The sequence below is a fragment of the Streptomyces sp. NPDC051064 genome (assembly GCF_044455985.1).
GTDB lineage: Bacteria > Actinomycetota > Actinomycetes > Streptomycetales > Streptomycetaceae > Streptomyces.
Genome location: NZ_JBITFK010000017.1, coordinates 41063 through 67777, shown reverse-complemented (window position 1 = coordinate 67777; position 26715 = coordinate 41063). Strand labels below are relative to the sequence as shown.

General features: G+C 71.2%; 26 protein-coding genes and 1 pseudogene. 11 read left to right on the top strand and 16 right to left on the bottom strand.

Going from position 1 to position 26715, the window contains the following annotated elements; genetic code table 11:
* Positions 1-187: 187 nt before the first annotated feature.
* The 3 genes and pseudogenes from ACIBCU_RS37220 to ACIBCU_RS37210 all read left to right on the top strand — a co-directional run.
* The gene (locus tag ACIBCU_RS37220; protein WP_399236994.1) at positions 188-1180 is read left to right on the top strand and encodes a polysaccharide deacetylase family protein; all 993 of its coding nucleotides are present in this window, start codon (positions 188-190) and stop codon (positions 1178-1180) included.
* Between the two features lie 234 nt (positions 1181-1414).
* Positions 1415-2230 (top strand): SAM-dependent methyltransferase, encoded by an 816-nt coding sequence (locus ACIBCU_RS37215; RefSeq protein WP_362943138.1) that lies wholly within the window; start codon positions 1415-1417, stop codon positions 2228-2230.
* Positions 2231-2278: 48 nt separating this feature from the next.
* Positions 2279-2458: pseudogene (locus ACIBCU_RS37210) on the top strand (cytochrome P450); the annotation flags it as partial.
* On the opposite strand, the gene ACIBCU_RS37205 reads toward ACIBCU_RS37210, so the two are convergent.
* Positions 2443-3108: a DUF998 domain-containing protein gene (locus tag ACIBCU_RS37205; protein ID WP_362943135.1), complete on the bottom strand. Its 666-nt coding sequence runs from the start codon at positions 3106-3108 to the stop codon at positions 2443-2445. The pseudogene ACIBCU_RS37210 and the gene ACIBCU_RS37205 overlap by 16 nt on opposite strands.
* Positions 3109-3315: 207 nt before the next feature.
* On the opposite strand from ACIBCU_RS37205, the gene ACIBCU_RS37200 reads away from it, so the two are divergent.
* The gene (locus ACIBCU_RS37200; protein ID WP_362943132.1) at positions 3316-3579 is read left to right on the top strand and encodes a DUF5133 domain-containing protein; all 264 of its coding nucleotides are present in this window, start codon (positions 3316-3318) and stop codon (positions 3577-3579) included.
* Between the two features lie 36 nt (positions 3580-3615).
* Here the strand turns inward: ACIBCU_RS37200 and ACIBCU_RS37195 are convergent, their stop codons facing one another.
* From ACIBCU_RS37195 to ACIBCU_RS37170, 6 genes are all read right to left on the bottom strand, one after another.
* Complete coding sequence (locus tag ACIBCU_RS37195) at positions 3616-4248, bottom strand: TSUP family transporter (protein ID WP_399236990.1); 633 nt, start codon at positions 4246-4248, stop codon at positions 3616-3618.
* Positions 4249-4320: 72 nt separating this feature from the next.
* Positions 4321-5373, bottom strand: coding sequence for an ABC transporter ATP-binding protein (locus ACIBCU_RS37190; protein WP_399236988.1), 1053 nt, complete (start codon positions 5371-5373; stop codon positions 4321-4323).
* A complete protein-coding gene (locus ACIBCU_RS37185; RefSeq protein ID WP_362943126.1) occupies positions 5366-6376 on the bottom strand; it encodes an ABC transporter ATP-binding protein in 1011 nt (336 codons plus the stop codon). The genes ACIBCU_RS37190 and ACIBCU_RS37185 overlap by 8 nt, the downstream gene beginning before the upstream one ends.
* Entirely contained in the window at positions 6373-7335 is a 963-nt protein-coding gene (locus tag ACIBCU_RS37180) for an ABC transporter permease (protein WP_362943123.1), read from the bottom strand. The genes ACIBCU_RS37185 and ACIBCU_RS37180 overlap by 4 nt, the downstream gene beginning before the upstream one ends.
* Positions 7336-7349: 14 nt before the next feature.
* Entirely contained in the window at positions 7350-8279 is a 930-nt protein-coding gene (locus ACIBCU_RS37175; protein ID WP_399236985.1) for an ABC transporter permease, read from the bottom strand.
* 1 nt (position 8280) lies between these two features.
* Complete coding sequence (locus ACIBCU_RS37170; RefSeq protein WP_399236983.1) at positions 8281-9768, bottom strand: ABC transporter substrate-binding protein; 1488 nt, start codon at positions 9766-9768, stop codon at positions 8281-8283.
* Positions 9769-10108: 340 nt separating this feature from the next.
* Here ACIBCU_RS37170 and ACIBCU_RS37165 point away from each other — a divergent pair, with 340 nt between their 5' ends.
* The 3 genes from ACIBCU_RS37165 to ACIBCU_RS37155 all read left to right on the top strand — a co-directional run bounded on the left by ACIBCU_RS37165 (position 10109) and on the right by ACIBCU_RS37155 (position 13497).
* Positions 10109-11092: a 2-hydroxyacid dehydrogenase gene (locus ACIBCU_RS37165; protein ID WP_399236981.1), complete on the top strand. Its 984-nt coding sequence runs from the start codon at positions 10109-10111 to the stop codon at positions 11090-11092.
* A 70-nt stretch (positions 11093-11162) separates the two neighbouring features.
* Positions 11163-12437 carry a glucarate dehydratase family protein gene (locus ACIBCU_RS37160; RefSeq protein ID WP_399236979.1) on the top strand — a complete coding sequence of 425 codons (1275 nt, stop codon included), beginning with the start codon at positions 11163-11165 and terminating at the stop codon, positions 12435-12437.
* 16 nt (positions 12438-12453) lie between these two features.
* Positions 12454-13497, top strand: a complete 1044-nt coding sequence (locus tag ACIBCU_RS37155; RefSeq protein WP_399236977.1) for a 2-hydroxyacid dehydrogenase — start codon at positions 12454-12456, stop codon at positions 13495-13497.
* Positions 13498-13721: 224 nt separating this feature from the next.
* On the opposite strand, the gene ACIBCU_RS37150 is transcribed toward ACIBCU_RS37155, so the two are convergent.
* The 3 genes from ACIBCU_RS37150 to ACIBCU_RS37140 form a co-directional block, all read right to left on the bottom strand.
* The gene (locus ACIBCU_RS37150; protein WP_399236975.1) at positions 13722-15440 is read right to left on the bottom strand and encodes an acyl-CoA dehydrogenase family protein; all 1719 of its coding nucleotides are present in this window, start codon (positions 15438-15440) and stop codon (positions 13722-13724) included.
* Between the two features lie 48 nt (positions 15441-15488).
* Positions 15489-16055, bottom strand: coding sequence for a PadR family transcriptional regulator (locus tag ACIBCU_RS37145; protein ID WP_362930003.1), 567 nt, complete (start codon positions 16053-16055; stop codon positions 15489-15491).
* A 197-nt stretch (positions 16056-16252) separates the two neighbouring features.
* On the bottom strand, positions 16253-17386 hold the full coding sequence (locus ACIBCU_RS37140) for a PP2C family protein-serine/threonine phosphatase (protein WP_362930001.1): 1134 nt from the start codon (positions 17384-17386) through the stop codon (positions 16253-16255).
* A 228-nt stretch (positions 17387-17614) separates the two neighbouring features.
* Between ACIBCU_RS37140 and ACIBCU_RS37135 the strand changes: the two genes are divergently transcribed.
* The 3 genes from ACIBCU_RS37135 (at position 17615) to ACIBCU_RS37125 (ending at position 21232) form a co-directional block, all read left to right on the top strand.
* Entirely contained in the window at positions 17615-18256 is a 642-nt protein-coding gene (locus ACIBCU_RS37135; protein ID WP_399236972.1) for a DUF4232 domain-containing protein, read from the top strand.
* A gap of 241 nt (positions 18257-18497) precedes the next feature.
* Complete coding sequence (locus ACIBCU_RS37130) at positions 18498-20120, top strand: ABC-F family ATP-binding cassette domain-containing protein (protein WP_399236970.1); 1623 nt, start codon at positions 18498-18500, stop codon at positions 20118-20120.
* Positions 20121-20161: 41 nt separating this feature from the next.
* Entirely contained in the window at positions 20162-21232 is a 1071-nt protein-coding gene (locus ACIBCU_RS37125) for a bile acid:sodium symporter family protein (protein ID WP_399236968.1), read from the top strand.
* 142 nt (positions 21233-21374) lie between these two features.
* On the opposite strand, the gene ACIBCU_RS37120 is transcribed toward ACIBCU_RS37125, so the two are convergent.
* From ACIBCU_RS37120 to ACIBCU_RS37100, 5 genes are all read right to left on the bottom strand, one after another.
* Positions 21375-21593, bottom strand: coding sequence for an MbtH family protein (locus ACIBCU_RS37120; RefSeq protein WP_362929993.1), 219 nt, complete (start codon positions 21591-21593; stop codon positions 21375-21377).
* Between the two features lie 84 nt (positions 21594-21677).
* A complete protein-coding gene (locus tag ACIBCU_RS37115; protein ID WP_399236966.1) occupies positions 21678-21917 on the bottom strand; it encodes a hypothetical protein in 240 nt (79 codons plus the stop codon).
* Between the two features lie 48 nt (positions 21918-21965).
* A complete protein-coding gene (locus tag ACIBCU_RS37110) occupies positions 21966-22532 on the bottom strand; it encodes a GNAT family protein (RefSeq protein WP_362929989.1) in 567 nt (188 codons plus the stop codon).
* A gap of 108 nt (positions 22533-22640) precedes the next feature.
* Complete coding sequence (locus ACIBCU_RS37105; RefSeq protein WP_399236964.1) at positions 22641-23561, bottom strand: AEC family transporter; 921 nt, start codon at positions 23559-23561, stop codon at positions 22641-22643.
* A gap of 158 nt (positions 23562-23719) precedes the next feature.
* Positions 23720-24526 carry a helix-turn-helix transcriptional regulator gene (locus ACIBCU_RS37100; RefSeq protein WP_362929985.1) on the bottom strand — a complete coding sequence of 269 codons (807 nt, stop codon included), beginning with the start codon at positions 24524-24526 and terminating at the stop codon, positions 23720-23722.
* A gap of 85 nt (positions 24527-24611) precedes the next feature.
* On the opposite strand from ACIBCU_RS37100, the gene ACIBCU_RS37095 reads away from it, so the two are divergent.
* Positions 24612-25415 carry a sulfite exporter TauE/SafE family protein gene (locus ACIBCU_RS37095; RefSeq protein ID WP_362929983.1) on the top strand — a complete coding sequence of 268 codons (804 nt, stop codon included), beginning with the start codon at positions 24612-24614 and terminating at the stop codon, positions 25413-25415.
* A gap of 123 nt (positions 25416-25538) precedes the next feature.
* Here the strand turns inward: ACIBCU_RS37095 and ACIBCU_RS37090 are convergent, their stop codons facing one another.
* Positions 25539-26597, bottom strand: coding sequence for a LacI family DNA-binding transcriptional regulator (locus ACIBCU_RS37090; protein WP_399236961.1), 1059 nt, complete (start codon positions 26595-26597; stop codon positions 25539-25541).
* Positions 26598-26715: the final 118 nt, after the last annotated feature.

The following is a 26715-nucleotide window of genomic DNA, read 5'->3' as shown; positions in this document are numbered from 1 at the left end:
GGGGCCCCCACACCCCGGCCCACGGGAATGTGTACGGGCCCCCCGTTCGGGGGCCCGGGGGGGGGGCGGGGGGGGGGGGGGGGGGGCCGGGGGGGGGGGGGGGGGCCCCGCCCCCCCCCCCCCCACGGCCAACCGTCTCTCCCCCCATACCCCCCCTGTCCATCAGGACGAGAAAGGACTCACCCGCATGCGCATCACGCCACGCCTGTCCCCGCGACCGGTGGTCACGGCACTGGCCGTCGCCGCGATGGCCGCGACCGCCACGGTCGCCGTGGACACCACGCCCTCCCATGCCGCGGCGGGCGCCGCCTGCAACGGGTACGTCGGGCTCACCTTCGACGACGGCCCGTCGGGCAGCACCCCGGCCCTGCTCAACGCCCTCAAGCAGAACGGGCTGCGGGCCACGATGTTCAACCAGGGCCAGTACGCCGCAGCCGACCCGGCCAAGGTGCGGGCACAGGTGGACGCCGGCATGTGGGTCGGCAACCACAGCTACACGCACCCGCACCTGACCCAGCAGAGTCAGGCGCAGGTCGACTCGGAGCTCTCCCGGACCCAGCAGGCCATCGCCGCCGGGGGCGGGGGTACACCGAAGCTGTTCCGCCCTCCGTACGGTGAGACCAACTCGACGGTGCAGGCGGCCGCGGCCAAGTACGGCCTGACCCAGATCATCTGGGACGTCGACTCGCAGGACTGGAACAACGCGAGCACCGACGCGATCGTGCAGGCCAACGCCCGGCTCACCAACGGCCAGATCATCCTGATGCACGACTGGCCTGCCAACACGCTCGCGGCCATCCCGCGCATCGCGCAGGGCCTTGCGAGCCGAGGGCTGTGCGCCGGCATGATCTCGCCGCAGACCGGCCGCGCCGTCGCTCCTGACAGCGGCAGCAGCGGTGGGGGCGGTGGCAGCGGCGGCTGCACCGCCACCGTGACCGCGGGCGAGAAGTGGAGCGACCGTTACAACCTCAACGTCTCGGTCTCCGGCTCCAGCAACTGGACCGTCACCATGAACGTCCCCTCCCCCGCCAAGGTCCTCTCCACCTGGAACACCAGCACCACCTACCCCAGCGCCCAGGTACTCAGCGCCAAGCCCAACGGCAGCGGCAACAACTGGGGCGCCACCATCCAGGCCAACGGCAACTGGACCTGGCCCACCGTCAGCTGCACCGCCGGCTGACACCCGGGCGCGTCCCGGGCCGGTGGGGGCGGTGGCCCTGACCGCCGCTCCCACCGGCCCGGCCGCGTCTGCGAACAGCCCTGCCAGGGACTCACCCGGTACGTAGGCGACATCACCGGCGAAGTAGCCTTATTCGACAGCGAAGTTGTGCTCCATCCGACTTTTCAGGCACTCCCGTTGCCTATTCTGGTCGCAAGCTGATCATCCGCTGCCGCGCACACCCAGGAGTTCACCATGTCCCGACCGGAGAACGATGCCCCCGCCCTGCGCATCGACACCAGCAGACCCCATCCCGCCCGGATGTACGACTGGTTCCTCGGCGGCAAGGACAACTACCCGGTGGACGAGGCCATGGGCCGGCAGATGCTTGCCGTCGAACCCTCGGTCCCGGTCATGGCGAAGGTGAACCGGGCGTTCATGCACCGCGCCACCCGGTGGCTCACCGAGCAGGGGATCCGGCAGTTCCTCGACATCGGCACGGGGATACCCACCGAGCCGAATCTGCATCAGGTGGCCCAGCAGGCGGCGCCGGCCGCCCGGGTCGTCTACTGCGACAACGATCCCATCGTCCTGGCGCACGCCGAGGCCCTGCTGAAGGGCACTCCGGAGGGCGCCATCGACTATGTGCAGGCGGACGCCCGCGAGGTGGACGCCATCCTCGATCACGCCGGCAAGACCCTGGACTTCAGCCGTCCGGTCGCGCTCTCGTTGATCTCGTTGCTGCATTTCGTGAGCGACGAGGACGGGGCCTACGAGCTGGTGGAGCGGCTGACCGGGGTACTCGCGCCGGGCAGCCATGTCGTGATCTCGCACCTCACCGCCGACTTCCACCCGGCGGAGGCGGGCAAGGTCAACGAGATGTACAAGGCCAACACGCTCACCCTGGCACCCCGCACGCGTGTTCAGTTCGCCCGCTTCTTCGACGGACTCGACATCGTCGAACCGGGCATCGTGGCAGCGGAAGCCTGGCACCCCGGACTCGGTGAACCCGTCCCCGGCCAGGACGACATCATCAGCGCCGGCTATGTGGCGGTCGGCCGCAAGCCGTAAGCCGTCCCCTGGGGCCGGGCCGTCGCTCCGCGGGGGCGAAGGCCCGGGCTGGCGGACGCCTGCCAGGAAGCTCTGGAACGGCCCGGCCTCGTGCGCATACGCATGACGTACGGAGACCCCGCCTGGCTGACCACCCGCTACGCAGACGCGCGCCTGGTCCTCGGCGACCGCCGCTTCAGCCGGGCCGAGGCGCTCTGCCACGACGAGCCGCGTCAGCCGTCGGCCCGGCCCCCTGCCTCGAACCGGTCGTGCCGCGCCCGGACGCAGGACAGGACCACGACGAGAGGCCAGAGCGACTGCGCGAACGTGAGGACGCGCTCGGCCGCACCCGCGGTGTCGAGCACGAAGAGGGCGAGCAGGAACCATGCACCGCCGAGCCATATCAGCGCGGCCGCCATGATGGACGGCCCGGCCCGCAGCCCCCAAGGCGGAACTACACGCGGTACGCCGGCGGCACCTGGCCCGGACGGGGTCCGCCCACCGGCGGTGGAGCGAGGCACGGCCAGGACCGGCCACACCGCGAGCAGCGAGAAGCCCACGGCCACGACGACGCCGTGAGGGAACGAGCCACCACTGCTCGGTGCCGGGAACAGGGCCAGCAGCATCGCCGAGACCCCACCGCCGGCCAGGGCCACCCGTCCGAACGGCGCGGCGGGTCGCAGTCCGCACGCGGTCACGACGTGGCAGGCTCCGAGGGCGAGCAGAGCGGACGTCATCACCCAGTAACCGGCGGCGCCGTCGGCGGCCAGGATGCTGATCGTCGCCGACGCGGGATCGTAGCCGGGCCCCTGGAGCACCGCGGAGACCACCCAGCCGCCGACGAGGAGGATCGGGGCGCACACCGAGGAGAACAGGACCCACCAGGAGACAGACCGCATCGGTGAACGGTAGAGCGCCCGGACCGGCGACGGGCGGTGTACACGCAGGAGGGGGCGTACTCCGCTCGCAAGCGGGTACACGCGTGACGGCGGGTCACACGACGGCGTGTGCGACCGCACCGCTCGGCCGGGCCGGACGAAGGCCCCCGTGTCCAGGCGCCCCGCACCGGACGTGGATCTGAAGAACAGAACAGAGGAGAACCTGCTGTGCTGACACCCAGTCCTCAGGACCTGAGAGTCGCTCTGGCCCGCTACGCCGACGCACGGATCGAGGACGCGCGCCGCTCCACGGACGCGACCGCCCGTGCCGCGGAGGACGCCGCCTACACCCTGTGCGTGATGACCGGCACCCAGACGGTTCCGCACGCCCTCCATGTCGCCGACACCATGCTCGGCATGCGGACATCGGTCTCCCCCGCCCTCCGCCGGACCGTCGGTACACAGCCGGGCGACCGCCTCCAGACCGTCTGAGAGGCCGTCAGTCGCCTTTTCCGGCGGTTTCGCCGGTCAGACGAACTGCTGCGCGACCAGCACCGACGCACCCGCGACCGCCAGCGCCGTGGCGGCCATGCGGGTGCGCCGCACGTCCAGCCTGCGGGTGAGTGGCCGGGAGAGCAGTACTCCGGCGACAGCGGCGGGGGTGAGCAGCACCGCACCCCACAGGGCATGTGCTCCGACCGTACCGGCCGCGGTCAGCGAGGCGAGGCTCATGAGTGAGCCGACGAGGAAGAACGCGCTCATCGTGGCGCGCAGTTCCGGACCGCGCAGCCGCTGCCACACCATCGCCATGGGCGGACCGCCGATGGACGTCGCCGTGCCCATCACGCCTGAGGCCATGCCGGCCAGTACCACCGCGGACCGCCGCTGCCCCGGAACGTAGCCGGCCATGCTCACCACGACGCCGGCGAGGACCACCGTGGCGATGAGAAGGGCGAGGTACCGGGCAGGGAGGGCGACGACGAGCAGGGTACCCGCGAGCACTCCCGGTACCCGCCCGACCAGTGCCCATCCGCAGCCGCGCAGATCCGCCCGGCCGCGTTCCCGTACGAGCACCGACGCCGTCACCCCGCCGGCGAGCAGCAGGACCGCGACCGGAGCCAACGCCGGGTCCACGAGGGCGAAGACGGGTGCGGCGATCATGCCGAGGCCGAAGCCGATGGAGACCTGGAGCAGGGCACCGACACCCGCAGAGCAGGGCGAACTCCAGGCCGTTCACGCCCACGCGGACTCCGCATCCAGGGGGAAGTGGCACAGCGCTGTGTGCGGTTCGGCCACGTCCTCCGTCTGCCTGACGACGACCGGAGGTGTCCGGGTCGCGCACCGGTCCTCGGCCCGCCAGCAACGGGTGCGGAAGCGGCATCCGGAGGGGATGTCGAAGGGTGAGGGGATCTCCCCCTGGAGGTGGATCTCCTGGTGGTGGGCGTCGGGGGTGGGCTTCAGGACGGGAGCCGCAGACATCAGCGCGGCGGTGTAGGGGTGTTGGGGGTGTTCGAAGACGTTCTCCGTGTCTCCCTGTTCGATGACCTTGCCCAGGTACATCACCGTCACCCGGTCGGAGATGTAGCGCACCACGGACAGGTCGTGGGAGATGAACACGTAGGTGACGCCGAGTCGGGTGCGTAGCTCCGAGAGGACGTTCAGGACCTGCGCCTGCACCGACAGGTCGAGGGCGGAGACGGGCTCGTCGCACACGATGATGTCGGGGTCCAGGGCCAACGCGCGTGCGATGCCTATGCGCTGGCGCTGCCCTCCGGAGAACTCGTTGGGGTAGCGATGGGCGTCGCTCTCCCTCAACCCGACCAGGGACAGCAGTTCGCGGATCCGCTTCTCACGGGCCTTGGCGCCCGGCACGACGTCCCGGTGGGTGGCCCAGGGTTCGCCGATCAGGTCGGCGGCCGACATACGTGCGTTGAGCGAGGCGAAGGGGTCCTGGAAGACCATCTGCACACGGCGGCGCCAGGCCAGCAGTTCCTTGCCGCGCAGGGCGAAGGGGTCGGTTCCGTCGAACCGTACGGTGCCCGAGTCCGGGCGCTCCAGCCCCAGCAGCACCCGGGCCAGGGTGGATTTTCCGCAGCCCGACTCCCCGACGAGCCCGAGAGTCTGCCCCCGGCCGATCCGCACGTCCACCCCGTCCAGTGCGGTCAGCCGGCGCCGGCCGCTGCCGAAGGTCTTGGTGACCCCTCGGACCTCCAGCAGCGGAGGATCCTCCTGCGGACCGTCCGCGCGAGGTCCGGGCGTAGCGGTGGTGGCACGGGACTCAGACACGTGCGAGCTCCTCGGAGAAGTGACAGGCGGCCGAACGGCCGTCGCCCGCGGTACGCAGGGACGGCCGCTCCCGGACACAGCGCTCCCGCACCAGCGGGCAGCGGGCCTGGAAGACGCAGCCGGACGGCACCGCGCTCAGCTCGGGCGGGCTGCCGGGAACGGAGGGCAGCGGGCGCCCACGCACGCTGCCCTCCGGAACCGAATCGAGCAGTCCCCTGGTGTAGGGGTGGCGGGGTGCGGAGAAGACGTCGTGCACCGGTCCGTTCTCCACGACCGTGCCCGCGTACATCACGACCACGTCGTCGGCGCGCTGTGCGACCACGGCCAGGTCGTGGGTGATCAGCACGAGGGCCATGTCCCGCTCGCCCTGGAGGTCCCGGAGCAACCGCATGATCTGCGCCTGCACCGTCACGTCGAGCGCGGTGGTGGGTTCGTCGGCGATGAGCACGTCGGGAGCGAGCGCGACGGCCATCGCGATCAGCAGGCGCTGCCGCATGCCGCCGGAGAACTGGTGGGGATAGGACCGCGCCCGCTGCCTCGGTTCGGGGATACCCACCCGTGTCATCAGCTCGACGGCCTTCTCCCGGGCCTGGCGCCGGGAGAGTCCGTGGTGGATGCGGAAGGGTTCGCCGATCTGCCTGCCGACCGGCTGCACCGGGTTGAGGGCGGTCAGGGCGTCCTGGAAGACGATCGACAGGACGGGCCCGGCCAGCTTGCGGCGTTGTGCCGGGCTCATGCGGAGGATGTCGTCGCCCCTGACCCGGACGGCGCCGCCGGTCACCGAGGCCGCGGGGTCCAGCAGCCCGACCACGGACAGAGCGGTCATCGACTTGCCGCAGCCGGACTCGCCCAGGAGGGCCAGGGTACGGCCGTGACGGACGCTGAAGCTGACGCCGTCGACGGCGCGTACCGTCCCTGAGGGCGTGGTCAGGTCCACGCACAGTCCCTCGACAGCGAGGGCCGGGGTGTCGGTGCCGGACGGGGAGGGACTGGTGGTGGTCACGGAATCATCTCCGGGGGCACGGCGGGCGAGACGGCCCGGCGCTTCGTCGGCATCGTCAGGCGCCAGCGCTGGGCGGGGTCGGTGGCGATGCGGGCCCAGGCGGCGAGCACCGTGGCGGACACGGTCGTGAGCACGATGGCCAGCCCTGGCAGCACGGTGATCCACCAGGCGGTCTGGAGGTACTGCCGCCCCTGGGCGACCATCAGGCCCCAGCTCACGTCCGGAGGCTGAATTCCGATGCCCAGGAAGCTCAGCGACGACTCGGTGAGCATCACGAAGCAGAAGTCGAGGGTCGCCACCGTCAGCAGGGTCGGCAGGGCGATCGGCAGGATGTGCCGGTAGATGATCATCCGGCCGGCCGTTCCGAAGGTCCTGGCCGCGTCGACGAACAGCCGGCTCCGCAGCTCCGCCGCCTCCGCCCGCGCGGTGCGCAGGTACACGGGGATACGGGTGACGGCCAGGATCAGCACGAGGTTCAGCGCGCTGGGTGAGAAGACGTACAGCACGACCACCGCGATCAGCAGCGAGGGAAAGCTGAGGATCACGTCGGCGATCCTCATGGCCACGCTCTCGCGGCGCCCTCCGTGGTAGCCGGCCCACAGGCCCAGGGCCGAGCCGATCACCAGTGAGCACAGGACGGCCGGGACAGCGACGGACAGCGTCGTGGCGGACGCCTCGATCAGCCGGGCCACCATGCTGCGCCCCAGGACATCGGTGCCGAGCAGCCCGTACACCCCGTCGTCCAGGGACGGTGGCCGCAGGGAGGCGTCCAGGTCCTGGCGCTGCGCGCGGTCGCCGATGAACAGCCGGCCGAAGAGGGCCATGAGGGCGACGACGGTGAGGACCGCGGCCCCGACCGCCGCGGCCCGGTCCCGGCCCAGCATCCGCCACCGACTCGGCCGCCCCGTGCGGGCGGCGGGGGCGGCCGCGGTCCCCCCGGAGGACTCTTCTCGGGTCATGGTGCTCCCTTCACTCATGCCGGCACCACCTGACGCACTCGGGGGTCGGTCAGCGCGTGGCAGACGTCGACGAGGATGTTCAGCGCGAAGATCGTCACGGCGGTCATGAGGACGGCCGCCTGGAGGACCGCGAAGTCACGCTGGAGAATGGAGTCGATCATGAGTTTGCCTATGCCGGGCCAGCCGAAGATCGTCTCGACGATGACCGCGCCGTTGACCAGACCCACCGTCAGGTCGCCCGCCACGGTGAGCACCGGCGTGACGGCGTTCCGCAGGGCATGGCCGAAGACCACCCGCCAGGGCGTGGCGCCCTTGCTCCGGGCGATCTTGACGTAGGGCGCGGAGAGCGCGGTGACCATGCTGCCGCGGACCACCTGCACCAGCACACCGAACGGGCGGATCAGCAGGGTCGCGATGGGCAGCACCCAGATCTCGGGGCCGCCCATGGTGCCCGAGGTCGGCAGCAGCCCCAGGCTCACACCGAAGACCAGCACGCCCATGATGGCGAACCAGAAGTCGGGGATGCTGGCGGCCGTCATCGACAGCAGGCTGGCGATCCTGTCGATCAGGGAGTTGGGACGGTAGGCCGCGAGACTGCCGACCAGGAGCGCTCCGGTGATCGCGAGCAGCATGGTCACACCGGCGAGCTGCAGCGTGACGGGAAAGGCGTCGATCACCATCGAGCCCGCCGGCTGTCCGGTCCGCAGCGAGACGCCGAAGTCGAAACGCGCGGCGTCGACGAGGTAGTTCCACAACTGTGCCGGGATCGAAAGGTCGAAGCCCTGCGCGGCGGAGAACTCCGCGCGTTGCTCGGGGGTGGCGCTCAGGGGGAGGTAGAGGTCGACGGGGTTGCCGGTCATCCGGGCCAGGAGGAACACGCCGAGGACGACGCAGACCAGGGGGACGGCACTGGAGAGTATGCGCTTGCGCAGGAACGGGATCATGTCAGTGCTTCGCCCCCTCGGCCGGGCTGACCTCGGCCAGCCGCATTTCGTCCCCGGTGGCGGAGTCGGGCTTGTACCGGATCGACGGCGACAGGCCGAGCAGTCCGCTCATGTGGGCGATGTGGGTGTACTGGACGACGGATTCGTTCTGCTCCGCGAGCAGGCCGGCGAAGGCTTTCTGCCGCTCCTCGCCGGAGAGCTCGGCCGCTTCGGCGATGCGCCGGTCGAGCGCCTCCGTGCCGAACGTGGACTGGGGGCCGTCGCTCAGCAGGTACTGGCTGGTGGTGAAGTCCGCGTCCCCGGCCTGGTTGCCGTGCATGATCAGCAGGGCGATGGGACCGACGTCCTCGGGCAGGGGACGGAGCTGGTACTGGAGGTGGGTGGCGGTGTCGGCCATACGGACCCGTACGTTCAGCCCGATCCGCTCCATCTGGTACTGAAGTGCCTCCGCCGTTTCCGACACCCCTGAGAACATGCCGTTGCGGGCGACCAGGGTGATCTGCCGGTCGGTGCGCACGCCGTCGGCCGACGCTTCCTCGATCAGGGCGCGGGCCTTGCCGACGTTCTGCCGGGTGGGTTCGATCGTGTCGCTGTGTCCCACCACTCCGGGCGGAACCAGTTGGCCGGCCGGTTCGGCCAGGCCGCCGAGGAGGGCGCCGATGATGCCCTGGCGGTCCACGGCCAGGTCGATCGCCCGCCGCACCCGCAGATCGTCCAGCGGAGCCTCGCGGCCGTCCAGCCGCAGGGCGGTCGTCTCGTTGTTGGGATAGGCGACCGTCGTGTCCTTCTTCGCTTCCATAGGGTCCAGCGCCACGGCGATCTCCGCCTCACCCTTGTCGATCATGGCGGCGCGGACACTGGCATCGCTGCGCCAGACATAGCGGGCCCGCGCGAAGGGCGGGGCCTCGCCCCAGTAGTCACCGAAGCGGTTGAGCAAGATCGCCGCTCCGGGCTGCCAGGAGCGGACGGCGTAGGGCCCGGTGCCGACCGGGATGCGCACCTTGGCGTCGATGTCGGTCGTGCGGGGCACGATCTCCACGAAACTCAGACGCAGCGGGAGGATGGGGTCCGGCTTCACGGTCGTCACGGTCAGCCGGTGGTCGTTCACCGCTTCCACCTCGAGGTCGTCGTTGCCGAAGACATAGCCCTCGACATTGCAGGCGAGGTCGGAGTTGACCGCCCGGTCGATGGAGAACGCGGCGTCCTCGGCGGTGAAGGGCGCGCCGTTCTGGAAGGTCACTCCGGAACGGATGTCGATGGCCCAGGTGCGGGCCCCGGTCTGCTTCCAGCCGGTCGCCAGCAGGGGGTTCAACTCGCCGGACGCGGGATCTCGTTCGATCAGGGGCTCGGTGATGTTGGACCGGACGACGACGCCGGTGCCCGTCAGAGATGCCTCACAGGGTTCCAGGGTGGGCGGTTCCTGAGTGAGCACCACCCGCAGGGTGCGGCCGTCGGCGCGGCCTGTCTCGCCGCCGGCGCTGTTGGCCACGGCGCACCCGCTGGACGTGAATACGGCGCCCGCCAGCAGTGTCGCCAAGAGCGTGCGGGGCCGCCTCGGCGCGGCGCGCCGGGCGGATGAAACGGAGGACTTCATCGTCACGTGTCTCCGGGGGATCGCTGATGTGTCGCGTTCCGAGCTCTGGGGTAGAAGGTCGACCACCACAAGCTGTCTACAGTTGCGTACTCAGTCTCTATCCGTGAACGCGAAGCTAGACCGGCGCCGAGGCAGCGTCAAGACACGCGGAGATCAAATTCCCGCGCCAGGTCCCGCGCGGACGCCGCAGAGCGCCGTACACACCGAACCCGTCGACGCAGACCGGAGCATCACCTTGCCGAACTCCATCCCCACGAGCGCCCCGGACACCGTCCTCCAGGTGGCCCCCCTGCTCCCCGCCCTGGAGGGCGCGCTGGCCGAGCACTTCCACACGGTCCGCCTGCCTGAACTCTCCGACCCCGCCGCCTACGTGCGCGACCACGGGAAGGACGTGGTGGCGGCGGTGACGAGCGCGCGGGCCGGCGTGAGTGACGCGCTGATGGACGCGCTGCCGCGACTGGGGGCGATCGTCCACTTCGGTGTCGGCTACGAGACGACGGACGTGGTCCGGGCCCGGGCGCGGGGCATCGACGTCAGCAACACCCCCGACGTACTCACCGATTGTGTCGCCGACCTCGCGGTCGGCGCCCTGATCGACGTCATGCGCCGGATGTCGGCCGCCGACCGGTACGTGCGCGCCGGGGGGTGGGCCGACGCCCCCTTCCCGCTCACTTCCCGGATGAGCGGGAAGCGGGTGGGCGTCCTGGGGCTGGGCCGTATCGGCCGGGCCGTCGCGCAGCGGCTCGACGGCTTCGGCGTGCAGGTCTCGTACTGCACGCGCTCACCGGTCGCCGGCGTCGGCTACCGGTACCTGCCCACCGCGGAGGCCCTCGCCGAATGGTGCGACGCGCTCGTCGTCACCGTCGCGGGCGGACGCGGCACCGAGGGGCTGGTCTCCGCGGCGGTGCTGGACGCGCTAGGCCCCCAGGGGCACCTGGTCAACGTCGCGCGGGGCAGTGTCGTCGACGAGCCGGCCCTGGTCGCGGCGGTGGAGGCGGGACGGATCGCGGGTGCGGCACTCGATGTCTTCACCGACGAACCGAACGTGCCGCCGGCCCTGTTGGAGTCGGACCGGGTGGTACTGCTCCCGCACATCGCCAGCGCCACCCGGGAAACCCGTGCGGCCATGGGCGACCTGACCCTGCGCAACGTGCGGCGGTTCATGACCGAGGGAGTCCTGCTGACCCCGGTGCCGGAAGCCTCCCCGTCGGCCCATTGACGCCGCAGAGCATCCACACATACAAATGTTGTCCATAGATGAGAACGCTGCTCACCTGAGGATGGCCTGCATGGCACGCACCTCCGAACGCATCGCCGACGTCACCGTGACCCCCGTGGCCTTCCGTGACCACCCCCTGCTCAACACGGTGGGCGTGCACGAGCCGTACGCGCTGCGCACCGTCGTGGAGATCACCACGGAGAGCGGGATCAGCGGCATCGGCGAGACCTACGGCGGCACGGTGCACCTGGAACGGCTGCGCCGCGCTGCCACCGAGCTGACCGGCATGGACGTCTGGAGTCTCAACGATCTGACCGCGCGCACCACGCGTGCGCTGGGAGCCGACACCACAGGTGGCGACGGCATGTCCGGGATGGTCACCGGCAGCAGCACCGTGGACCGGATCATGGCACCGTTCGACGTCGCGTGTCTGGACATCCAGGGCAAAATCGTCGGCCGGCCGGTATCCGACCTGCTGGGGGGAGCCGTGCGCCCCACGGTGCCCTACAGCGCCTATCTCTTCTACAAGTGGGCCGGGCACCCCGGTCAGGACGACGACGACTGGGGCGCGGCCCTCGACCCGGCGGGCCTGGTCGACCAGGCCCGCCGCATGATCGGGACGTACGGCTTCTCCTCCATCAAGCTCAAGGGGGGCGTCTTCCCGCCGGAGGAGGAGATCGCGGCGATCAGGGCGCTGCGGAAGGCCTTCCCGGACCTTCCGCTGCGCCTCGATCCCAACGCCGCCTGGAGCACGGAGACATCGCTCCACGTCGCCCGCGAGCTGGACGGCGTCCTGCAGTACCTGGAGGACCCGACGGAGGGCATCGAGGGCATGGCGTCCGTGGCCGGGCGGACACCGACCCCGCTGGCGACCAACATGTGCGTGGTCTCCTTCGACGACCTGGCCCCGGCCGTGGCCCGGGGAGCCGTCGGCATCGTCCTTTCGGACCACCACTTCTGGGGCGGACTCCGGCGGTGCGGCCAGCTCTCCGCGATCTGCGAGACCTTCGGGCTGGGCATCTCGATGCACTCCAACTCGCACCTGGGCATCAGCCTCGCGGCGATGACCCACCTGGCGGCGGCCACCCCGCGCCTGACCTACGCCTGTGACACGCACTGGCCCTGGAAGCGGCCGGACGAGGACGTGGTGGATCCCGTGCCGCTGCGGTTCAGCGAAGGCAGCGTCACCGTACCGACGGCTCCCGGTCTGGGCGTGGAGCTCGACCGCGACGCACTCGCACGGCTCCACCGCCAGTACCTCGACTGCGGACTGCGCGACCGCGACGACACCGGCTACATGCGCCGTTTCGACCCTTCGTTCTCGGCCAAGACCCCCCGGTGGTGACCCGCTCGTGCACATCATGATCGATCACCGCATTCTCAGCCGGTTCCATGAACCGCTCACGGCGCGTACGGAGGGCCGGCATGTCTGGCTGGCCGCCTCCGACTGGGACGCCGACCGGATCTCCGACGCCCTCCCTGACGTCGAGGTGTACGTCGGGTCGAGACTCCGGGCCGAGGACGCCCGGCGGGCAGCCCGGCTCCGGCTCGTGCACGTCGTCGGCGCCGGCTACGACGGCATTCCGTTCGACGCGCTCGGCCCCGAGGTGACGGTCGCCACCACCCACCACCACGGCCGCTCCATCGCCGAGCACGTACTGATGTCCGCACTGATGCTCTCCCGCGACGTACTGTCGGCCGACCGCGCGCTGCGCGCCGGACGCTGGCGCAACGTCGCTGTCGATCCCGGACTCCCGTTCGGGTCGACGCTGCACGGCCGGAGGGTCGGGATCATCGGTTTCGGCGAGACCGGGACCGAGGTCGCCCGGCTGTGCCAGGCGGTCGGGCTCGGGGTGCGTGCCGTGCGGCGCGACCCCACCGCACCGGTCCCAGCCGACCTGCGGCCCGACTGGGTCGGTGGCAACGGCCGGCTGCCCGAACTCCTCGCCGAGTCCGACATCGTGGTGGTCACGGTCCCCCTGAGCCCCGCCACCAGAGGGCTGATCGGCCCGGCCGAGCTGAAGGCCATGGGGCCCGGGTCGTTTCTGGTCAACGTAGCCCGGGGTCCGGTGGTCCAGGAGGAGGCGCTCTACGAGGCACTCCGCTCCGGTGCCATCGGCGGCGCGGCCCTGGACGTGTGGTGGTCCGGACCGCCGGACCCGCCGAGCCGGCTTCCCTTCCACGACCTGCCCAACGTGCTCATGACCCCCCACAACTCGGGCCACACCACGGACACCTTCGCGGCCCGTGCAGCGGAGATCGCCGACAACATCGGCCGCCTGCGACGCGGCGAACCGCTGGTGAACGTGGTGCGCGCCGGCTACACCCGGGCGACGCCGACAACCGACGCTGAGCCCAGTGACCCTGCCCGTCCGTCCGGCGGTCCCCTCTCGTCCGGCCGCTGACACAAGGACTTCTTCCACCCCTTGGTCCGGCTGCGGCGACGAGTGTCCGGTTACGCGGTGGCACTGGTGAAGGCAGGGGTGACCCTGGCGGGAGTCAAGGCCGGACCGGTCCGCCCGCCTCTGACCTCCTTCACCGATCCGGAGATCGAGGAACTGTCCGCCATCATCGCCGGGGAAGGGCGGTGCTCGCCCCCTGAGCTGACGGACAGGACCTCGCGCCGTTGCTACAGGCTCATCTCGTATGCCCCGGACAGCGCCTCGACCCGGTCCCAGACCCGTGCCGAGCGAGCGGCGTCCACGACAGGACGCCGCACCGCGGCGATGGCCCAGCGCTGCTGTCCCTCGGTCGCGGAGTCCTTGCCGTGCAGCTCGACGGCGTTCGCGGAGAAGTCGCGGACGAGTACGGAGAACAGCTCGTCGAGCACGTCCTCGTCCAGTCCGGTCAGCCTCGCCTGCTCCAGGATCAGCTGCCCGTGCACCACCAGTGCGAAGAGCTGGCCGACGGACAGCAGGAAGTCGAGGTCGCGGCTCTGCTCCTCGTCGGGCGCGGAGTCGGACACGAAGTCGCACAGCGCGTCCGCCTGCTCCCGGAAGCGGGCGACGTTGGGGAGCGCGGCGTAGGCGTCGTAGGCCGGACGCCAGTCGTGGAAGCGTACGGAGCCGAGGCCGCGGGCAGGTCCCTGCCGGAAGAGGAACGCGTCGTCCGCGGCGTCCAGACGCGTCGCCACGGGTTCGTACCCGGCGGGGTCCAGCAGGTGGTTGCGCATGAACTTCAGGATGAGGGCGAGGTTGACGTGGACCGTGCCCTCCAGCTTGGGCAGGCTGCGGATCTCCACGCCCGCCTGGGCGAAGTACGTGTCCTTCTCGAAGCCCTTGGCGGCGATGACGTCCCACATCAGGTCGATGACCCTCTCGCCCTCCGTGGTCACCTTCATCTTCGTCATCGGGTTGAACAGCAGGTAGCGGCGGTCGTCGGGGCCGGCCGAGCGGAAGTAGTCGACGGCACGGTCGCTGAACAGCTTCATGCCGACGAGCCGGACGTAGGCGTCGGCCAGCTCACGGCGGACGTGCGGGAAGGCGGTGACGGGGCGGCCGTAGAGGATGCGGTTCTGCGCATGGGTGACGGCCTCGTACATCGCGTGCTCGCAGATGCCGATCGAGGCGGTGCAGAGGTTGAACTTGCCCACGTTGACGGTGTTGAGGGCGGCGTCGAAGGCGGCGCGGCCGGTGTGCAGGACGTCGTCGGGGCCGACGGGGTAAGCGGCGAGGCGGAACTCGCTGACGTACTTGGAGGAGTCGACGACGTTCTTCACCAGGTGGTAGGCCGGGTGGCGGCTGTCGGCCGCGAAGAAGACATAGCCCTCCGGGCCCTCGACGTCGGTGCGCCTGCCGAAGACGGAGACGAGTCCGGCGGCGTTGCCGTTGCCTATGTAGTACTTGGAACCGGTGGCCAGGAAGCCTCCGTCGCCGTCCGGCTCCAGGAGCATGTCGGTGGAGTAGATGTCGGCGCCGTGCGACTTCTCCGAAAGGCCGAAGGCGAACACCTCGCCCTGGGAGAGGAGTTGTGCCGCGCGGCTGCGGGCGGCGGCGTTGTCGCTCTGCCAGACCGGGCCGAGACCGAGGATGGTCACCTGCCAGGCGTACCAGTAGTCGAGTCCGTAGAACCCGAAGATCTCGTTGAGCGCGGCGATCCGGGCCGTGTCCCAGCGCTGGTCGTCTCGCTCCGCGGCGGAGGCGGGGGTGAGGAAAGTGGCGAAGAGGCCTTCCTTCGCGGCGAATTCGAGGAAGTCGCCCAGCCAGGCGCGCGACCGGTAGTCCTCGATCAGCCGGCGCTTGCCGCGGGCCTCGAACCAGTCGACGGTCGCGCGCAGAAGCCTGCGGGTCTCCGGGTCGAAGTGCGCCGGGTCGTAGGTACGCGGGTTGAACAGCAGCGGGTCGGCCATGGTGGCACGCCTTCCGGGAGGTTGTGGGCGGGAGGATGCGGGACGGGTTCAGCTGCGCGGGTGGTCCGCGCCGAGCCGGTGGAGAGTGGCGAGTACGTCGTCGAGCCAGGCGACCGTCATGCGCTCGTAGGCGATGCCGCCGCGCAGCACGACGTGCTGCAGCTCCTGCCCCGCGTCGAGCGGCGCGGGGGCGCCGGGGCCGGTGAAGTCACGCAGCTCCCCGGCGAGGTAGTGCGCGAGCCGGTCGCTGTGCACCCGGTGGTGCCGCTCCACCTCGTGGAGCAGCGCGCCCGGGTCGTCGAAGGCCGCACCACGGATCTTCACGGCGAGGTCGTGGCGGAGGCTCTCGGGTTCGATCGGTTCGTGCAGCCAGCCGGAGAGGGCGGCGCGGCCGGGGCCGGCGACGGAGTACTCCTTCTTGTCCGGTCGGCGCTCCTGCGGGACGTCGCGGACGTCGAGCAGGCCGTCGCTCTCCATGCGCTTGAGGACGCGGTAGATCTGCTGGTGCGTGGCGGTCCAGAAGTATCCGATGGACCGCTCGAACCGCCGGGCGAGCTCATAGCCCGAGCCCGGCTGTTCCAGCAGGGAGACGAGGATCGCGTGTTCGAGCGCCATGCCCCGATCGTTCTATGCAACTGGTTGCATAGCAAGCGGCGGCGGGCGGGTGAGACGCTCCTCACGGCTGCCTCGGCCACGGCGGACAGGCCGCCAGGTCGAGACCGACGAGCCAGGTGTCCGAGCCCGGAGGAGCACGGCGTACGGCGGACGGCGCGCGCCTCAGCTCCTCCGCTCCTCCGCGGCCGGACCGGCCGTCAGCTCGGAGGGCCGGCCCTGGCCCGCGGAGCGGGTTCGTCCTCGGTGCGGGATCGGTGCAGGGCCAGCATGGCCTGGTCGTCCTGTGGCCGGCCGCCGACGTGGCGCCGGACGTCCTGGATCAGCGTGTCCAGGATCTGCCCCGGAGCAAGGCGTCCGCCGGAGCGCGCCCGTCTGCCGAGGACGAGCGGCAGGCGTGCGACGGGGTCGTAGAAGCGCCCGGCGGCATCGCGCGACTCGGTGACGCCGTCGGTGAAGCAGAGAAGGGTGGAGCCGGCGGGGAAGGGGAAGCTGTCGACCGGAGAGGACCACGCGCCCAGATCGCTCATCCCCAGCGGGGGCGCCTCCTCGGATGCCTCGAGAAGGGTGGTGCGGCCCTGTGCGTCCAGGAGTACCGGGGGCGGATGGCCCCGGTTGACCAGGCGTACGGTCTCCAGATCCGTGGAGAACTCGGCGATGAGCGCTGTCGTGAAGCCCTCCGACTGCTGCTGGCCGCCACGCCGGCCGCCCTCGCGCAGGAGGGCCCGCTCCAGCCGGGTCACGAGCTGCGGGAGATCCTCGGCCTCGTCCGCCGCGTACCGGAAGGCGCCGAGGTCGGCGCTGACGGCGCTGACCGCCCCGAGGCCCTTCCCCCGTACGTCCCCGACCATGACCCGGATCCCGTACGGCGTGCTCTGCACCACGTACAGGTCGCCGCCGATCAGTGCCTCGCTCTCGGCGGGCACGTACCGCGCGTCGATGTGCAGGTCCCCCAGACGCGACGGGGGCCTGGGCAGCACGGCCCGCTGGGCGACGGCCGCGACGTGCTGGGCGCGCCGGGCGCGGGCGTCCTGTCTGCGCAGCGTGCGGTGGATCAGGACGGCGAGGGCGGTGACGGCCGCCAGGGTGATCTGGTTGGCGATGTCCGCGCGCCAGCCGAAGGTTCCGTCGAGCCGTGCGAGGAACGCGTGGACGACCATCGCCGTGAGTCCGATGCCGATGATCGCGCGGATGCCGCAGAGCGGCGCGGCGGCGACGGGTGCCGCCATGAGCAGCGGCGCTGACGTCACGTCGTGCGGGGTGACCAGGTCGACCACCACGGCCAGCACGATGAGGCCTACGGGGATCCACTGGGTTCTCAGCAGCTGCGGCACTCCCCCACGCTGCCCGCAAGCACGGCCCACCGCATCCCCGGAGCCACGGTCCGGCGTACATGGCGGGGCTTCTGACGGGCATGAGCCTCTTGTGGTCGCGGGGCGGGCCGGTGTTCTTCCCGAGGTGATGATCTTCGGTCCGGCGCGCACCTGTTCGCGGGACAGTCGCGTGCATTGCCCACGTAAGTGCTCGTACGGAGCAGCCGGTGCCTCATCTCAGGGGACGTCATGCGCCTTCGGAAGACATCCGCCGTCATCGCCGCGGCAGTGGCGGCCGCCCTCTCCCTCACCGCCTGCAACGGTGAGGACACCAGCGAGAGGGGCGCGGCGGCGTCCGCGCCGGCGGAGACGTCCGCCGGCTCCGGCAGCCCGAGCAGTGCCGGTGCCACGGACACCACGGAGGGTTCCGGCGGAGGGGACGGCCAGGCCTCGGCATCCGCCTCGGCCTCCGGGGCCCCGTCCGCGTCCTCGGCCGGGGGTATCTGCCGGACGGCGGACCTCTCCTTCAGCAGTTCCGGCGGCATGGCGGAAGGCGAGGTGCTGATCAACCTGGAGAACACCGGCTCCGCGTCCTGCTCGATGCACGGTTTCCCCGGCCTGGACCTCACGGGCGAGGACGGCACCGTGAGCGCCGAGCGCAACAGCGGCCGGTCGGTGCCGAGTGTCACGCTGGCACCCGGGGAGCGCACGACCTTCTCCTTGTACTTCCCGCCGAACACCAGCGGCGGCTCGGGCGTCACGTTCACCTCGGCGGTCGTGACGCCGCCGGACGAGACCCGTTCGCACACCATGCCCCTCTCCGTGAACATCCCCGCGGGGTCCGGCTCCGCTTCCCGCGTCACGGTGACCCCGGTGGGCTCGGGCAAGTAGGCATGACGGCACCTCAGGACCCGGGGGCGGCCGGCTGCTAGGCTCGCCGTGGACATCGCTCTCTCGGTGAGGAGACCGGACGTGGTGGGAGACGACGACATCTCCGGGTGACACCCGGATGTGATCGCCCGTGGGCAGGTGCGCGACAGCGCCGCTGCCGCGAGGCCCTGTGTCGTTCCCGTTCCCCCTGCCCGCCCCGGGCGGAAGCCTGTCCGCCCGCACGCACACGAGGTCATCTCCCATGTCCGACGCCTCCGCAGCCCTGCTCGCACGCGACATCGTCCGTTCCTTCGGCGACGGGCGCGTGGTCGACGGCTTCTCCCTCACGGCACCCCCTGGCCACCGCATCGGGCTGATCGGGGAGAACGGCGTCGGCAAGTCGACACTGCTCCGTCTGCTCGCCGGGGCCGACGAACCTGACGCGGGAAGCATCACCCGCCCGGCCGATCTGGGCTTCCTGCACCAGGAGATGCCGTTCGCCGCCGCCGCCACGATCGCCGACGTGCTGGACGAGGCACTGAGCGAGGTCCGCGACGATCTCGCCGAGGTCGAGCGCCTCTCCGGAGAACTCGCCCGCGCCGACGAGGACTCCCCCGGATACGCCGCGCTGCTCGACACCTACGGCCGGCGGCTGGAGCGCGCCCAGGAGCAGGAGGCATGGGACGCCGACCGGCGCGCCACGATGGTGCTGGAAGGCCTCGGCCTCGGCGGGATCCGGCGGGACCGGACGCTCGGCTCCTTGTCCGGTGGGCAGCGCGGGCGTCTCGCCCTGGCTTCCCTGCTGGTCCGGAGGCCTTCTGCGCTGCTGTTGGACGAGCCGACCAACCATCTCGACGACCGTGCCGCGGAGTTCCTGGAGGAGCAGGTACGCGGCCTGCCCGGCGCCGTCGTCGTGGCGAGCCACGACCGGGCCTTCCTCGACGCCGTGTGCACGGACCTGGTCGACCTCGACCCCGCCATGGACGGGCCGGTGCGGTACGGCGGCAACTACACCGCCTACCAGGCCGAGAAGCGGGCCGAACGGGGGCGCTGGGAACGGCGTTTCGCGGAGGAGCAGGAGGAGCTGGAGGCACTTCACCGGTCGATCGGCACGACCACGCACCGCGTCGCCCCGGACCGTGGACCGCGTGACAACGAGAAGATGGGTTACGGCGTCCGGGCAAATCGGGTGCAGAGCCAGATCTCGCGACGGGCGCGCAACGCCGCCCGTCGGCTGGACGAACTCGAACGGCACCGGATCGCCGAGCCTCCGCAGCCGCTGCGGTTCCGGCGCACCGCCCTCGCCGGGCCTTCCGGGGACGGGCTCCTCGTCTCCCTTCGGGACGTGCGGGTGCGGGGCCGCCTCGCCGTCGACCGCCTCGACGTGGCGGCGACCGAGCGGCTGCTCGTGACGGGTGACAACGGGGCGGGGAAGTCGACGCTCCTGGCCGTCCTCGCCGGACGTCTCGCGGCGGACGGCGACGTGCGGCGCAAGGGCGGCCTCTCGGTGGGGATGCTGGCCCAGGACACCGTTTTCGCACGGCCGGACCGCACCGTCCGGGCCACCTACGCGCACGCCCTCGGGAGCGAGCGTGCGGAGGCCGTACCACTGGGTTCGCTGGGGCTGATGAGCGAGGCGGACCTGGGCAAGCAGGTCGGGCGCCTCTCCGTCGGCCAGCGCCGCAGGCTCGCGCTGGCCCTCCTGGTGGCGCATCCGCCCGAGTTGCTGCTGCTCGACGAGCCCACGAACCACCTGTCCCCCCGGCTCTGCGACGAACTCGAGGCCGCCATGGGTGCGGGCCCCGGAGCGATCGTCCTGGCCGGTCACGACCGCTGGCTGCGGAGGCGCTGGCAGGGGCGCGAGCTGCGCCTCCGGCCCTGGTAGGCGGGGACTTCGAGTGGACGCATCCTGGACATCGCGTCCGCATGGTGAGACGCGTTTGCGAAGGCCCACGCCTGCGGCGTCTCATCGCGCCTGTGCAAACCGAACAGATATCCCCTGATCAACCGGCCTCCGACGACAAGGCGGCGAGGCGCGCCGTCACGGTGTTCCCCGTCCTCGTGCTTGTGGCGGGCGTAGCCGGTCTCGTCACCCCCGGCACGTTCGACGGCTGGACGGAATCGGTTCCGTACCTGCTGGGGATCGTCATGTTCTGCATGGGCCTGACGATGACTCCCCTCGACTTCAGGGGTGTGGCGAAGCGCCCGTGGGCCGTGGCCATCGGGCTGGTCGCCCACTACGTGATCATGCCGGGGCTGGGCTGGGCCATCGCCCACCTGCTCGGGCTGCCGCCGCAACTGGCGGCCGGACTGATCCTGGTCGGCTGCGCGCCGAGTGGCACGGCGTCGAACGTGGTGACCTTCCTGGCCCGCGGCGACGTGGCACTGTCGGTCTCCGTCGCCACCGTCTCCACCCTGGTCGCCCCTCTGGTGACGCCCCCGCTCACACTGCTGCTCGCGGGTGCGTACCTGCCGGTGGACGCCGGTTCGATGATCACGGACATCCTCAAGACGGTGCTGCTTCCGGTTCTCGGCGGCCTCGTGGTGCGGCTCGTCGCGGGCAAGCTCATCGACCGGGTGCTGGGCCTCATGCCCTGGCTGTCGTCGCTGGCCATCGCCGCGATCGTCTGCGCCGTCGTGGCGGGCAGCGCCGGCACGATCAAGTCGGCCGCCGTGACCGTGCTGATCGCCGTCGTGCTGCACAACGGCCTCGGACTCGCGCTCGGTTACGGCGCGGGCAAGATCTCAGGGCTCGGCCGGCCCGCAAGCCGCGCCATGGCCTTCGAGGTCGGCATGCAGAACTCCGGGCTCGCCGCCTCGCTGGCGACCGCTCACTTCAGCCCGCTGGCCGCCCTGCCGGCCGCGGTGTTCTCCGTGTGGCACAACATCTCGGGCGCACTGGTCGCCGCCTGGATGGCCCACCGGTCACGGCGTGACGAGTCGGCACCGGCGGTCGCCGCCCCGGCACCGAGGACCGCGGCCGCCGAGGAGTCCTGACCGGTACTCAGCCAGGCTCTCCCACCGCTCGAAGGCGTTCGTCCGGGGTTCCGGACGAACGCCTCGCGCGTTTCGCGGCCGGGACACCGCCCGCCCCCGGACAGGGCCTCAGGAGTACGGCCGGACAGCTCTGCGGAGGAGCTCACGCGGAACCGGCCGACATGCTCCGTATCAGGCTCTTGGGCCGCAGGTCCGTCCAGTTCTGCTCCACGTAGTCGAGGCAGGCCTGACGGGTGTCCTCCTGATGGACCACGGTCCAGCCGCCGGGCACCTCGGCGAAGGCAGGCCACAGCGAGTGCTGTCCCTCGTCGTTGACGAGCACCAGGTAGGTGCCGTTCTCGTCCTCGAAGGGGTTGGTCACCGGAACTCCTTGAACTTAGGTAAGGCTACCTTCACTTAGTTGCTGTCACCTTACCCGGCCCGCTCCCGGTTGACGCCTCACAGGTCACCGACGGTGGCTACGTGGATGGTGCGGCTGCGAGGACGCCCAGGAGACGCAGGCCGTCGTGGGAGGCGTGCCGTGCGCGGCGGTCAGGGCGATGAGGTCCGGGTCGGACGCGTCGGTCAGTGCGGACCGGTCGAGGGCGAGTTCGCCCCACGACCGGGTGGCGAAGCGCCTTGGTTCCCGCCGTCCGTGTGCCACGCGGTGGTCGCCCCACCACGTCAGGAACTCCGGGTCCCCCACCGGCACTTCTCCCACCAGCGTCGTCAGGCGCGGATTCTCCGGATTCCGTCACCGCACCGAGGGACGCCGGTGTGTGGCCCAGTGTTCGGCGGCGGTGATGCCGAGCAGCACCACGTCGTGGTAGCCGCCGGCGAAGAACTCGTGCTCGCGGAGCCGGCCCTCCTCGACGAAGCCCAGCCTGCGGTAGAGCGCGAGTGAGCTTTCGTTGAAGGCGTAGACCTCCACCTCGCACTTGTTGTAGCGCTGCTCGGCGAACATGTAGGTGAGGACGAGTTCCGTCGCCTCGGCCGCGTACCCTCTGCGGCGGTGGTCGCGGCTGATCACGATGCCGGTCCTGAACCGTCCGGCACGGCTGTCGGTCTCTCCGACTGTCACGGACCCCGCGAAAGCCCGGTCCGCCAGCCCCTCGACCACCAGGCGGAAGGCTTCGCCTCCCGGCGGGCGCCCGGCCCGATCGGCGGTCCAGGACCGGAAACTCTCGGCGGAGCGCGGAGGTTCGACCTGGTCCGCGTCACGGACGTCGAGGGTGTTCCGGGCCAGGTCGCAGAAGCCCTCCCAGTCGTCGGGCTCGACACCTCGCAGACGTACCTTCTCCCCGGTCCACATGTCGCTCATAGCGCCCACCCGTCCTGTGTCGGTTGCATGGCGCTCACGGCCATTTGCCTTTCGGACGGGAACACTAGCGGCGGCGCACGGTCGCCGGCCCGGCGGGCACGGGGCCGGCTATCCCAGAAGCGCGGCGACGGTGATCAGTACGGGGATCGAGGCCACGGTGGACAGCAGGATGGACTCCCGGGCGATCTGTTCGCCGACCCGGTACTGCGAGGCGTAGGTGTAGAGGTTCTGCGCGGCGGGCAGCGCCGAGGTCACGACGACGTCGAGGAGAGCGGCGCCCTGCAGATGGAAGACGCCCGCGCCGATGCTCCAGGCGATGAGCGGCTGGACGGTCGTCTTGAGGGTGGCGGACAGGACGATGGCGGGCCGGTCGTCCCCCCGGGCTGGTATGCCGCTGCCTCGCAGGGAGATCCCGAAGGCCAGCAGGACCGCGGGGACCGACATGTTGCCGATGAGGGTGAGGGGTTCGAGGGCCGGCGACGGGACGGTCCATCCGGTGGCGGCCACGATGACACCCGAGAGTGAGCCGACGGCCATCGGATTGCGGAGCGGTGTGGTCAGGCGCTGCGCGAGAGGACGGGGCTCGCCGGGCCGGTTCAGGTCGAGGATGGTCAGGGCCAGCGGGGTGACGACGATCTGCTGGAAGAGCAGGACGGGGGCGACGAGGGAGGCGTCGCCCAGCACGTAGACGGCGATCGGGATTCCGAGGTTGCCGGCGTTGACGTAGCTGGAGCACAGGGCGCCGATGGTGATCCGTCCCGTGCCCCATCGTCGTAGGAGTCCTACGGTGATGAAGAGGGCGGCCGCGGAGGCGGTTCCCGCCGCGGTGACGAGGAGCCGTTGGGAGAAGATGACCGACAGGTCCGCGCCCGCCAGGGTCGTGAAGAGCAGGGCGGGGGTCGCCACGTTGAAGGCGAGCCTGGTCAGGACCGTCCGGCCTTCGTCTCCCAGGTGTCCGCGGCGCCCGAGGACGTAGCCGATGCCGATGACGACGGCGATCACCGCGAAACCGGTGAGAACTCCCTGCATGGACTTCCTTGCTGATGGATCGTACGCGTCCGGTCAGCGGGCGGGCCATGGCCGGCCTGTGCCGGAACCGCGCAGGGCTCAGGCCCCCCGCCCCCGCTCGGAAGCCGCCCGCCGATGCGTTGACCAGGGCTTAGCCTACGGTCACCGTGGCGCAGTGCTCAGCGACCGGTCGCCCGGAGCGGGGCTCTGCGCGCGCCCCCGGCCCCTGCGGCCGCGAAGCGGGACGGCGGCATGCCGAAGGCACGCGTGAAAGCTGCGGTGAACGCGGCGGGAGAGGCATAGCCGAGGCGGCCACCGACCTCACTGACCGACGCGGTGCGCAGGAGCGGCACAGCCGCGAGCAGACGGGCACGGGCCCGCCAGACAGCCGGGCTCTCACCGGTCTCCATGCGGAAACGCCGGGTGAAGGCCCGCTCGCTCATGTTCGTTCCGGCGGCCCAGGCGGCGTTGGTGACGCCGGCGTCCGGGGCCGCCAGGTACGCGCGGCAGATCCTCGCGAGATCGGTGGAGGCCGGGATCCCCACGTGGAACGGCAGGGGGGCGCGCTCGGAGATCTCGTGCAGGAGGAGCGCGGTGATGGTTCCCTCGCGCCCCGACAGGCTGTAGTCGGGCTCGAACTCCACGGCGGCCAGAAGCAGTTCACGCAGGAGGGGAGGAACGTCGACGACCGTGCAGGTGGCGGGCCACCAGGGGATGGCGTCCGGCTCGATGTACAGGCTCCGGGTGCTCACCCCGAGCATGCGGACACGGTGCCGGGTAGCGGCCGGAATCAGCACGGCACGCTCGGGCGGGACGGTCCAGGTCCCGTCGGCGGTGTCCACGACCATGACCCCTGTGGCTCCGTAGAGGAACTGCGCGCGGCGGTGTTCGTGCCAGTCCAGTACGTGACCGGGCGGGTAGTCGGTGCCGATCGGCAGGACGACCCGGTCGACGTGGTCGACCTCGGTCAGCGGGATGTTCCTCACCCCTCAACCGTACTGGCTGGAACGCGAAAGAAGTGCGCCGACCATCGCATGCGGGACGCCCTCTGCGGCTGGTGGAGTAGGGCGCATGGACGTGGTGATGCTGACAGGGGTCGGGCTCCTCACCGGGGTGACGACGGTGCTGTTCGGGTTCGGAGGCGGATTCGTCGCGGTGCCGGTGGTGGTGTGGGCCGACGCCGCACTCGGCGGGGACGCGATGCGGGTGGCGACGGCCACCTCGGCCCTGGTGATGGTGGTGAACGCGGGATTCGCCACAGCCGTCACACCGCGGCGGGTACTCGTCGCCCTCCGGGGCAGCCGTCCGCTGCTGCTCCTCCTGTCGGCCGGCGCCGTGGCCGGCGCCCTCGCCACGCGCCTCGCCCCGGCCGGGCCGACCCGCTGGGCGTTCGTCGCCTACGTCGCTCTCACCGTCGCCGACCTGCTTCTGCGCCCCGGCTTCCTGCGTACGGCCGCCCGGACCCGGGCGGCCTCGGACGCTCCACGGCCCCTGCCCGCCGTCCTCTGCGCGCCGGTCGGTGCCGTCGCGGCGTTCCTCGGGGTGGGCGGCAGCGTCATGACCGTGCCCGCCATGCGGCGGGCCGGACACACCATGCACACGGCGACCGCGCTGGCCAACCCTCTGACCCTCGCCATCGCGCTGCCGGCCACCGCGGTGTCCCTGGGCGCCGCCGCTGTCCCCGCCGCCATCGACGCGCACGTGCACCTGGTGGGGCTCATCGACGTCCGCGCCGCCTCGGCGCTGCTCCTCGGGGCTCTGCCGGTCATCGCGGTACTGCGACGCATCCCGCCGCGGATCCCCGACCGCGCCCACGCATGGGCCTACATCGGACTGCTCATCGCCGTGACCGCGGCGATGGTGGGGTCGGCGTAGAGGAACGGCTCCCCACGGCTCCCCCGGGTTCCGCGGGCGCGGGCATGTCGAGCGCCCGCGCGAAGGAGGCGGTGTGGGGGCACCCGGTTTCGCACACCGGCCGGTGCGGAGCCGCAGCCGACGTCAGCGGGGCTCGGGGCCCTCCGTGCTCTCACGCAGGACGAGTCGGTGAGCCACCACGCGGTCCTGAGGCGCCTGGACACCGAAGCCCCCGGGGTCGTCCGTCCGCGGGGTCAGCGCGGCCGCTTCCTCGATGCGGTGGTTCAGGAGCTGGACGGCGACCCTGGCCACCGCCGCCTTGTCCGGCGCCACGGTGCTCAGCGTCGGGACGCTGAACCGGCCCCCCTCCACATCGTCGAAACCGATCACCGCCACGTCCTCGGGCACGCGGAGCCCGTGTTCGTGGAGCGCCCGCAACGCCCCCAGTGCGAGCTGGTCGTTGAGGCACAGCAGAGCGTCCAGCCGCAGACCGGCATCGAGTGCCCGGGTCACCGCCCGGGCGCCGGCGGGCATTCTGAAGTCGTCCACCGCCAGCAGCGCGTCCGGGTGGTGGGTGAGGCCCTCCTCGGCCAGGGCCGCGAGGTAGCCACGCGTGCGGGCCTGGGCGGTCCCGAGGCCGGGGGCCTCGTGTCCACCGACCGCGAGGATGTTCCGGCGCCCGAGGGCGATCAGATGCTCGGTGGCCTGACGCGCGGCCTTCTCGTTGTCGATGGCGACATGGTCGGCCCCTTCCTCCAGCAGTTCCCCGAGCAGCACGGTCGGCGGAACACCAGCCCGCTGACGTACGTCGTCCGCGGTGAGGGCGAGCGGGCTGAGGATGATCCCGTCGACGAAGTCGGAGCCGAAGCCGGCGAGTGCGGCCAGCTCGTGCTCGCGGTCCGCTCCGCTCTGATGGATCAGCACCGTGAGGGAGAGCTGCTCCGCCTCGCGGATCACGTGCCGGGCGAGCTCAGCGAAGTACGGGACGTCCAGCTCCGGAACGACGAGGGCGATGATGCCGGTGCGCCCCTTCCGCAGATGGCGGCCCGCCAGGTTCACCCGGTACCCGAGGTGCTCGATGGACTCGCGGACCACGCGCCGGGTCCGTTCGGAGACATGGACATAGTCGTTGATCACGTTGGAGACCGTCTTCTCCGACACCCCCGCGTGCCGTGCGACGTCCTTGATCCTGGGCCGTGCCACGGCCGACCTCCCTGCCCTCGAACGCTGCCGATTCTATGTCCCGGCGCTCCGGGGGCCGTCGGAGGCGTCGGACACGGTACGAAGCGCGCCCCGCAGGTCTCCAACACCCGTACCGCTC